General features: G+C 39.5%; 11 protein-coding genes. 5 read left to right on the plus strand and 6 right to left on the minus strand.

Annotated features, from left to right (window positions below):
- Positions 1–5 precede the first annotated feature (5 nt).
- A complete protein-coding gene (locus ACP5L5_RS11130; protein ID WP_428763835.1) occupies positions 6–368 on the plus strand; it encodes a DUF4870 domain-containing protein in 363 nt (120 codons plus the stop codon).
- Here ACP5L5_RS11130 and ACP5L5_RS11135 read toward each other — a convergent pair.
- Positions 363–1,718, minus strand: a complete 1,356-nt coding sequence (locus ACP5L5_RS11135; protein ID WP_428763819.1) for a fucose isomerase — start codon at positions 1,716–1,718, stop codon at positions 363–365. The genes ACP5L5_RS11130 and ACP5L5_RS11135 overlap by 6 nt on opposite strands.
- A gap of 139 nt (positions 1,719–1,857) precedes the next feature.
- Between ACP5L5_RS11135 and ACP5L5_RS11140 the strand changes: the two genes are divergently transcribed.
- On the plus strand, positions 1,858–2,403 hold the full coding sequence (locus ACP5L5_RS11140) for a hypothetical protein (RefSeq protein ID WP_428763821.1): 546 nt from the start codon (positions 1,858–1,860) through the stop codon (positions 2,401–2,403).
- 46 nt (positions 2,404–2,449) lie between these two features.
- On the opposite strand, the gene ACP5L5_RS11145 is transcribed toward ACP5L5_RS11140, so the two are convergent.
- Positions 2,450–3,778: an MFS transporter gene (locus ACP5L5_RS11145; RefSeq protein WP_428763823.1), complete on the minus strand. Its 1,329-nt coding sequence runs from the start codon at positions 3,776–3,778 to the stop codon at positions 2,450–2,452.
- A 215-nt stretch (positions 3,779–3,993) separates the two neighbouring features.
- On the opposite strand from ACP5L5_RS11145, the gene ACP5L5_RS11150 reads away from it, so the two are divergent.
- Together ACP5L5_RS11150 and ACP5L5_RS11155 are read left to right on the plus strand one after the other, a co-directional pair.
- Complete coding sequence (locus ACP5L5_RS11150) at positions 3,994–4,152, plus strand: hypothetical protein (RefSeq protein WP_428763825.1); 159 nt, start codon at positions 3,994–3,996, stop codon at positions 4,150–4,152.
- Positions 4,153–4,710: 558 nt separating this feature from the next.
- Positions 4,711–5,088 (plus strand): roadblock/LC7 domain-containing protein, encoded by a 378-nt coding sequence (locus ACP5L5_RS11155; RefSeq protein ID WP_428763827.1) that lies wholly within the window; start codon positions 4,711–4,713, stop codon positions 5,086–5,088.
- Positions 5,089–5,092: 4 nt separating this feature from the next.
- On the opposite strand, the gene ACP5L5_RS11160 is transcribed toward ACP5L5_RS11155, so the two are convergent.
- A complete protein-coding gene (locus ACP5L5_RS11160; protein ID WP_048057051.1) occupies positions 5,093–5,446 on the minus strand; it encodes a hypothetical protein in 354 nt (117 codons plus the stop codon).
- Positions 5,447–5,460: 14 nt separating this feature from the next.
- Entirely contained in the window at positions 5,461–6,402 is a 942-nt protein-coding gene (locus ACP5L5_RS11165; RefSeq protein WP_428763829.1) for a ParA family protein, read from the minus strand.
- Between the two features lie 97 nt (positions 6,403–6,499).
- Here ACP5L5_RS11165 and ACP5L5_RS11170 point away from each other — a divergent pair, with 97 nt between their 5' ends.
- The gene (locus ACP5L5_RS11170) at positions 6,500–7,336 is read left to right on the plus strand and encodes a class II glutamine amidotransferase (protein ID WP_428763831.1); all 837 of its coding nucleotides are present in this window, start codon (positions 6,500–6,502) and stop codon (positions 7,334–7,336) included.
- On the opposite strand, the gene twy1 is transcribed toward ACP5L5_RS11170, so the two are convergent.
- Both twy1 and tsaA read right to left on the minus strand, forming a co-directional pair.
- Positions 7,337–8,440 carry a 4-demethylwyosine synthase TYW1 gene (gene twy1 / locus ACP5L5_RS11175; RefSeq protein WP_428763837.1) on the minus strand — a complete coding sequence of 368 codons (1,104 nt, stop codon included), beginning with the start codon at positions 8,438–8,440 and terminating at the stop codon, positions 7,337–7,339. It abuts the gene before it with no gap.
- Between the two features lie 52 nt (positions 8,441–8,492).
- Positions 8,493–8,966 (minus strand): tRNA (N6-threonylcarbamoyladenosine(37)-N6)-methyltransferase TrmO, encoded by a 474-nt coding sequence (tsaA, locus tag ACP5L5_RS11180; RefSeq protein WP_428763833.1) that lies wholly within the window; start codon positions 8,964–8,966, stop codon positions 8,493–8,495.
- Positions 8,967–8,968 lie beyond the last annotated feature (2 nt).

Raw genomic sequence — 8,968 nt, forward strand, 5'->3', positions numbered from 1 at the left:
TATTAGTGTGGGCATTGATGAGCATGAGTTGGGAAAGTAGGGTTTGGGCTGCCATTGCCTGGGCGTTATTCGTGATTGGAGCAGTAGTGGCATTAATAGTTAGACCTAGGGATGACTATGTTAGGTACTGGGCCTTTGAATCGATAGGCCTTACCATTGTTGTCATAGTTGCTTGGATTCTTGTTAAAATTGTGAGCATTATCTTTGCATTCACAATAATAATACCACTAGCACTCGAGGTACTTTATGGATTGGGTGTGTTTTTACTGTGGATAATAGGACTTTTGAAGGCATTTTCTGGGGATTATTGGAAACCACCTATTGTTCATGAAACCAGTGAGTGGTTTAGAAGAGTTGCGAGATTATAAATCCTCGTCAATCGCATCTAGATTAAGCAAAATTGCAAATTCATGCAGTTCCCTCCTAAAGTCGCCATAGATAATAACCCTATGCCAACCACCCCTCCAACGCCAATTCCTCACGACCATACTTGCGTTTCCAGAACCTATGAGTTTCGTAGCGCAGGCCTGTGGTGCATATTCATTATTTACGGCTTTAGACACGTGAATTGATAGTAATCTCTCCTCTGGATTAAATCCAACAACGGTTATAGGTTCATTGGTTGGTAACCTAACGTGTATTGATGCATGCTTGGTGCCTAGGTGTGCTTTAGTTATTATATATGGTACCTCGGGTTTATCGCTGCCGTGGGGGTTTGTCGGCGCATAACAGTGATGGTATATGAATTCGCCTCTTTCCTCATCGACACCGACATTAACGATAAATCCATTCCTATTAAAGAGGTACTTAGCAATAAGGATAGGTATTGCTGCATATGGATCAGCTTCGCATATCGGTATTATACCATCATACCATAACTGCATATAGCCGATGCAAGGCCATGCCCTTAGTAGTCCTGTGTTGTATAGAACTATGCAGTCTATTGCTATGGCATCGACGTTCAGCTCCTTAACAGCTTTCCTCATAGCCAGATAAAGCCTAGCCGAATTAATTATTTCATCCTTAGAATCATCATGAACAGCCTCAGCATTCCTAATCCACCTCTCGGCCCACTCCTCAGCCTCTTTCGCATCAATATTGTCAAAAAACCTTGACCTAAACTCATTAGCATCCATTATAACTGGAGCAACCCCTGTTATTGACTGAATAAGTCTCAGGACGCTATACATATCAGTATTAGGACCAAACTGCCAATAGAGGTGAGATCTTAGGCTTGGCGAGACAACGAACAATATCTTACTCTGACGAAGCCTGACAAGCGCTATTAAGTACCTAACCTTAGCCAAAGCCTCCTGGCTTGTTATATTACGTGTAGCAATACCAATCACGGGATAGCCCTCATCAACAGCCTTACTGATCCCAAGCATGTACTCACCAGCACCTGCGTACGACTCGGCAATAATGATTGTAGGCTTTCCACTCCTAATTATTGGATCTATGAGCCCCATTATCGAGTTAAAAGAAACAACGACATAACCAACAGCATCACCCTCACTGCTCAAGAAGGCCTGTATATCCGATAAATCCCTAATATCATAACCAACGAACTCCACCCCAGGATAGAGTGTCTTTAAGGTATTAAGCAGATTCATTTTCTTTTCTTCAATCCATTTTATCGATTCCGGAGGACCTCCTAGATCACCTATCGCTGGGTCTATGAAGGCTATGGGTATCCTTATTTTGGATTTTAAGGGCATAGTGCTCTATATTGGAGGTATTTATTTTTATTTTCCTTAAATAAGAAATTGAAAATAATAACAAAAGAACCTACTACAATCAATACATCATTGGAAAATTGAAGAAAAACTTAAATACCAGTCTTTGTATACTCATTTAATGATATACAAAGGTAATTCGGGTACTATGGATATTTCGCATATATTCATAGTAGTCACTTTGGTAGCTCTTGCAATAGCAATACTTGCACCCTTCCACTTTAATATAAAGGATTTAGAAAGTATGATATCATCATTAGCAAGCGGTTGGAGCACTAACTACAATAACCCGAGCTACATCACGACCAGCGCCACTGTTAGTAAAACCTACAATTTGGTTACAATAACAATAAACATAGTTAATAAAGGAAATAACCAACTCATAATTGGCGGAACAACCACAATAGGATCAGCACTATGCAATCTCGATCCATCTATAATCATACCACCACATAGTGAAGGCACATTGACATTGGCTATATATACCATGAATGGTACTGCGGAGGATCCAATATCTATTAATGTTGGTGGAAGTGCATACTCAACAGGAATTCCACAGATATTCTGCTATGGCTCGCACATAGATCTCGCATTAAATAATGGCTTCACCATTGTCTTTAGTACCGTTAATAATAATGGCAATATTTACGTAACACTAAACCAATAAAACAATTTTTAAATTAGCATCCTAATTTAAACCTCATCTATTTCATTTAAGTGGGTATCTCACCCGAGGTAATAACTATGCTCGTTCCCTTACTCGTCTCAATGCCCCATATAAACCAGGCAATAGCCGCCGCGAGACCCATCGTCCAAACGCCCATGTTGAGTATTAAGAATTGATTGAGTGGTGCAGATACGGCCCATATCGTCTCAGGTATTAAGGAACCAATCGATATTACTCTGACTAAACTTACGAATGTACCCCTACGCTCAGTTGGCCACAACTCGCCCTTAAATGTATCCATGGCTAAATACTGAATTCCAATGAATATGTTGAGTATGAAGTCCATGATAAGGAAAAAGGTGAAATTACTAACTATGGGTTTCATTAATGCAATAATTGCGTAAGTCGTGACAGCGGCTCCACCTGTGGAGAACAGCAAAATAACCTTTCTACTAATTCTATCAGCAAAGGGCGCTATGAATAATCCACCAATAAACTCGGCTAATGCCGTTATTAATATTATAAGAGCAGTCTGACTACTAAAATAAATAGGTCCAACCTCGTATGAGAGAAGGCCGAAGCCAAGGTCATTAGCAGTCATCATTAATACTGCAACAATGAATCTAAACCAAAGTGGTGGATGAATAATGGGCCTGCTCACCTGCATCTCATTAATAGGAAGGTTACCTGAATCGAGCCTAACCCCATAGTACTTCTCAACCTCTCTAATCGCATCATTAATCCTACCCTTCCTCTCCAACCACCTTATGGACTCCGGCATCTTCATCCTACTAATCACCAACACGATGAGCATCACAATGCCTATAATCCCAATGGCAAGCCTTTGATAAAACGGCCCAATCAACTGAGTGTTCAGGCTTATGAAGGACACGAGCATAAGCCCAACATTTATGAAGTTTATCAGAAAGAAGGCGGCCTTACTCCTGTGTCTTCTCGGCATTACCTCATGCATATCGGTCAATATTACATTCATCTCACCACCAGCTGCCGCAAGCATTATGGCTAGGGTGATGAGTAGCGATATGTAATTTGGTATGACCAGTGTTGTCACTATGAACAACGCAATACCAACCGCATACATAGACATGGTCAAAATGAAGAGTCTCTTCCTACCAAACCTATCGGAGAGAGGACCAACGAATATTAAACCAACTATTAGCCATAGGAATGGCCATATCAAAGTCAGTGCGGTTAGGTATGACGGGAGTGAGAACCAGCCTGTGGCGATTGGAGCAATACCGACTAGGTATGCCTCAAAGAGGAGGCCAAGGGCGAAGGCTATGAATGACCAGGTATGTGCGCTTGACCATTTAAGGTTCTCTATAGCCCTGAAGACCGACACGTTGTTAGCCATATGCATTGCCAATAACTAATTATTATTAAAGAATTATCCTAATAAGGATGATTGTAATATATAATGTATATTTAAGCAGTTATACCGTGTAATTCTTATGAACCAAGAATAGGTTTTTATTTTCAGCACACATGAATTTATAGAGAATTAATGAGTTTAAGACCTGATGAGAAGAAGGACTTCTTAGGGCATTAGAGGAAGATGAGGAGTTTAGGTTGGCTGTGGTGGAGTTACTCGGCATTTCTGATGTTCAGTCTTCAATTAAGCAATTAATTAATGCGGTTAATGACTTGAATAAGACCGTTCAGAGGCTTGTGGAGGGTGAGGTTACGGTAACACTAAGGAGTATTGAAGAGGTCAATAGTCAAAATTAGAGAGACTCAACACCTCCGCCATAGCCTCTGAGAAATTCACTGGTAAGAAAACATACCTTAGGCTACTTGCAGTTGAAAATGCACCAAGTGAGGTGTCACAATACTTAACAAGTAAGGCTAAAGGACAGGAGATCTACTTAATTATTGGCAGGGAGTATGAGAAATCATAGTGTTGTATTTATTAGTATATAGTTTATAAACAATTGTAACGGTTAATAAATAGGTTATAATTATTGTAGAATTGAACATTAATTAGCAATAGAATATAATCGATAACTATGCGCGCGCCCGACCCCACTCACACATGTAATTCATAGTTAATAAATGATCCTTATTATTACTTGGTTCTATGATTTTATTAGTTTTTATTTACATTATTTTTTATCAATATTATATTTTAAATTGCCTTTGTATTGCGTTTTTGATCAATTGCTTTTTGAACATTATTTCAGATTTGTAGGAAGTATTTTATGTTTCGTCTTTGATTATTTATAATATTTTCCGTGATCTTCGTGGAAGTAAAAATTTAAATATTGGTTTCTTTTTGATATAAAGTGCATGTCTAAGTTAGGTGTTGAGGTTAACCTTGCATTGAGGGATTTTGTAAATAATACTGGCAATGAGGTTTTAGGAGCTATGATTATTCATCGGAATGGCTTTGTTATTTCCTCGGTAATGAGGGATAGTATTAATGCTAAGTCATTGAGCGCTGTTTTTGCAGCCGTTAAGGGCACTGTTGATAGGATACTTAGTAAGTCAGGCATTGGCAATACAAATCTACTTCTATTTAGGGCGAGTAAGTATCTTATTACCATGTACCCAATAAACAATGAAGTAGTCCTAGTTAGTCTTGCCCGTGAAGACTCAAACCTTGGGTTAATACTCATGAGTCTGGATTACGTCAAAGAAAGAATAGAGAAAATACTCTATCAATAACTAGTCACGCAATTTTTAACAATTCACAGTCGTAGCGTATGCATTTAAGTATATGTGCATCAATTTTTAATTTATCACTTATCCACTTCAGGAAATTAATTAATTGTTTCATCTTATTACTATCCTCATCAATGACTATCACTATAAGTCCTGCTCGTAAACCACCATATTGATAAGCCAGGGCCTGGCCAACACCATAATGAACCTTATCCTCACATTCAACTTCATAGGCAATACCATTGCACATCAGGTCAGGCTTAACATTAATGAATCCAAGGTTTATTGGGTACGATTCATCGCAATTCAGACGACGAGCTATTATTGCTACGTACTCTTTTTCCCTACAAAATTTCGCCATTTTAACACCCTAGTTTAATGAGCTACTTCGACAGGTGCCATTTCTGAAATGAACTGCATTAATGATTCGTAATAAGCCTTGAACTGCTTTATAGGCTTTATTTTATCTTCTTCCTTATGCTTTCTGGTGTATAGTGGGCCGTCCTCCACATATGAATCTAGGGAAATGTCATCCACATGTTTAAATCCCACAAATTCTGTGTTTTCCTTGCCGTAATACTTATCAGGTTTATTATTAGTTAATGGTCGAATATTTGGGAATGCCTTACTTACTATTTCTTTTGCTTCACGCCAAGTTTTCATGACGTCTTGAGCCTTCATATTTGATCTATATTGGTTAACTATGTATGATACTAGGCTGTCATACTTCTTATTGTTTGGTACGAATATTTTCTGATTATATAACATATCCATAATTTGCCTAAGGAAATCTATGAATTTAGTAATCTCCTGAATGCCAGGTCTCGTGATAGCTACATAGAGTGGAGCTAATGAAAATGTCATTTCAAAGAATTGATATACCCAATTGGGTGAGTCTAGAGTTATTACATCGAAGTCGTAACTCATCTCTTCCATTATTTTATCAACGAGTACCTTAAGTAATGATCCCCAATTTGGTACATTTTTGATATCGTTACTAATTTCGTCTAAGTTACCTCCAGGTAATACGTGGAAAGCTGCGTTATTTCCTGGTATTTTATGCTGATGCAGGCATTCGCTAACTGTGGGCATATTCCTTGAGTAGCCCCTGCTGTAATCAACGAGCTTTTTCATTAGGGTTTTTAAATTGCATTCGTCGAATGTCCTACCCAGTAATACACGGGTTGCCATTGCTGATGGATCGAAATCTATGAATAGGACCTTGCGACCATCGATAGCTAAAGATGCGGCTGTGTTTATAGCTAGAGTTGTTTTTCCTGCACCGCCGCTTGCTGATATAAATGCTATGGTAAACATAATAATTGTTTATTTTGGTATACTTCCTAATAAGTTTTATGTTCAATTGTAGAACACAAAACATTTATTAATTTCTCATCATCTCGATCAGGTAGGTATGTGTAGGTTTGTTGTTGCTGTTGGCAGGTTTAGCAATGCTAAAGAAACATTGATTAGTATTAGTAAGAGCCTAGTGCAGGCAGCTTCAATGGACCCATATGGTAAGGACTTCCTTAATGAGGAAAAACATAGTGATGGTTGGGGAGTCCTTCTTATCAGGGTTAATAATTCATCTACCCTGTATCACAGGAGTGTTAGGGCTATATTTATGGATGATGCAATTAGTATTGTAAGTGGTTTTCTAAGTAGTGCGTATGATGATACTGTTTTAATGATGATGCATGCAAGAGCAGCAAGTACTGGTACGCCAATTAATGTGTTCTCGACTCATCCTGTTAAGACCGAGACTGCTGATGGCTTTGAGCTTTACATGATTCATAATGGCTCGTTTTACAGGGATGATATCGCCAAGGAGGTCGGTATTGGCAGAGATTATGCAGTTAGGTTTAATGATACGTACATAGCAAACATAGCTCTCGCGAGAAGGATTAAAGGCGACATAACTAGGGATGACTTGAGTTGGATACTAAGGTTCACCAGGTCTGGAGCAAATCTTGGTATTGCATTAGTTAGGGATGACTTGATTAGTCTTATTATTGGTAGTTATTATAGGGTTGTTGATGATTATAAGAAAACCCTTAGAGAGGAGTATTATAGGCTTTATCGATGTGAGGTACCTGGAGGCTTTGTTTACGCATCATCAACAGTAATTGATTATTATAAACCGAACATCGTTGGTAATTGCTATGTATTAAATAATGGCGAATACCATAAATATTACATTCATGGTGATGGCACGATTAAGCAGGTTGATTCATGGAAACTTTTAATATGATTAAACGTAATTGCTGTATTTACGTTGCTCCTCGGGTCTTACAATCCACCTATCAATGTATCTACTCATATTCTGTAGTACAACAATCCTACTTGCTTCATCCTCATCCATGTATCTGAAGTTACCACCCAATCTGTTAATCTCACCAAGTAACTTCATAGCCCACTCCCTAACCTCCTCATGCCTAAGCATGTCACTCCTCTTTAATCTGAAGGTTGAGTGGCCTAGGTGCATGTAGGACTTAACCTCAATGAAGTGTGGGTTGCCGATTAGCATGAGCTTTGCGAATTCGGGTATGTACTTAAAGTCGTAGTTAAGGCTCCTTATCAGGGTTATCCTAATAACGGTCCTCGTATTCAACCTACTAAGTAACTCAAGGCTCCTCAACCACCTCTCCCATGCATCCTCCCTATACATAACCGGCACATTAATCCTATAGAACAACTCCTTATTCGGCGCATTGCATGACAGGTAAAGCTGCGTTGGCAATGCATCCTCACGTTGCATTCTCTCAAGCATTTCTGGGTGTTCCCCGTTCGTGACTATGAACACGGACTTGGTACTCGGTAAATCCTTGAGGTACCTAACGAGCTGCGGTAGCTTTGGGTACAGAGTTGGTTCTCCGGATAGCGATATTGACCAGTGTGTTGGCACCAAGGCCTCCTTAGCCCTGTCCTTGGACTTTGGGTTTCCGAAGTAGCCAGTCAATAGCCTATACCTCTCCCTAAGTATTCCCTGAACAATCTCCTCGGGATCATCAACCAAGTCCTCACTGGGTATGAAGGAGTCAAAGGACTCGGTCGGCCTCCAGCAGTAGACGCACCTATTACTGCATATCATACCCACCGGGCTAAACTCAGCGCATCTATGTGAGCCACCGGCTGGCGCACCGTAGAACTTAAACTTATAACAACTCTGTCCCTTTACAAGAGCGCTCTTTGTCCAGTGACATAGCTCCACCGTAGAGTGGTTGTAAATTCCATAACTTGCCTTTATCAACTTAGCCCTTGTGTCATCAGTAATGCGTATCCTAATCCTGCCATTAACCTCATTAATAATGTGATACCTCAGTGACTCCTTAATCACTTGGTCAATCCTCTCCATCGCTATCAAGCAATTAATGTCCAAACTTAGAATTATAAACTTTTATTTGAAGTTAAATAACGCCACCACCAATCCTCTTCCAAAGCGCAGAATACCAGTTTGGTGTCCTTAAGTCATTAATCCCAACAGACCTATCGGGTGTATACGGTTTAATATCAAGTATCGGTGTTCCATCAAATAGATCAAGCCCAGAAACCCTGAGGAATCTACCATCCCTATTAACGAGCCTAACAATACTAAGTCCAATTGGATTGGGTCTATGTGGTGAATCGGTGGCGAATACGCCGATCTCAGGCAACTCATTAGCAGCAATACCGAACCTCACAAGTCTTCTAGGCCTAACAACAAGTACCTTCTGCTGTTCCTTAGTTACTTTATTAAGTAGTGAAATTATTATTAGGTGTGAGAATCCATCAATATTCCTTAACCCATCAATGAACTCATCAAAGATCTCAATTAATCCATCAACACCCATAGGTGAGGACCTTACCACATCATCATTAAGCCCATGCTTAACAATACCAATCG

Origin of the sequence: Vulcanisaeta sp., from assembly GCF_049966235.1 — an archaeon.
GTDB classification, from domain to species: domain Archaea; phylum Thermoproteota; class Thermoprotei; order Thermoproteales; family Thermocladiaceae; genus Vulcanisaeta; species Vulcanisaeta moutnovskia.

Coding starts and splice junctions, on each gene's coding strand:
- ACP5L5_RS11135 (WP_428763819.1), bottom strand. CDS start 1,718: ATGCCCTTAAAATCCAAAATAAGGATACCCATAGCCTTCATAGACCCA.
- ACP5L5_RS11140 (WP_428763821.1), top strand. CDS start 1,858: ATGATATACAAAGGTAATTCGGGTACTATGGATATTTCGCATATATTC.
- ACP5L5_RS11145 (WP_428763823.1), bottom strand. CDS start 3,778: ATGGCTAACAACGTGTCGGTCTTCAGGGCTATAGAGAACCTTAAATGG.
- ACP5L5_RS11155 (WP_428763827.1), top strand. CDS start 4,711: ATGTCTAAGTTAGGTGTTGAGGTTAACCTTGCATTGAGGGATTTTGTA.
- ACP5L5_RS11160 (WP_048057051.1), bottom strand. CDS start 5,446: ATGGCGAAATTTTGTAGGGAAAAAGAGTACGTAGCAATAATAGCTCGT.
- ACP5L5_RS11165 (WP_428763829.1), bottom strand. CDS start 6,402: ATGTTTACCATAGCATTTATATCAGCAAGCGGCGGTGCAGGAAAAACA.
- ACP5L5_RS11170 (WP_428763831.1), top strand. CDS start 6,500: ATGTGTAGGTTTGTTGTTGCTGTTGGCAGGTTTAGCAATGCTAAAGAA.
- twy1 (WP_428763837.1), bottom strand. CDS start 8,440: ATGGAGAGGATTGACCAAGTGATTAAGGAGTCACTGAGGTATCACATT.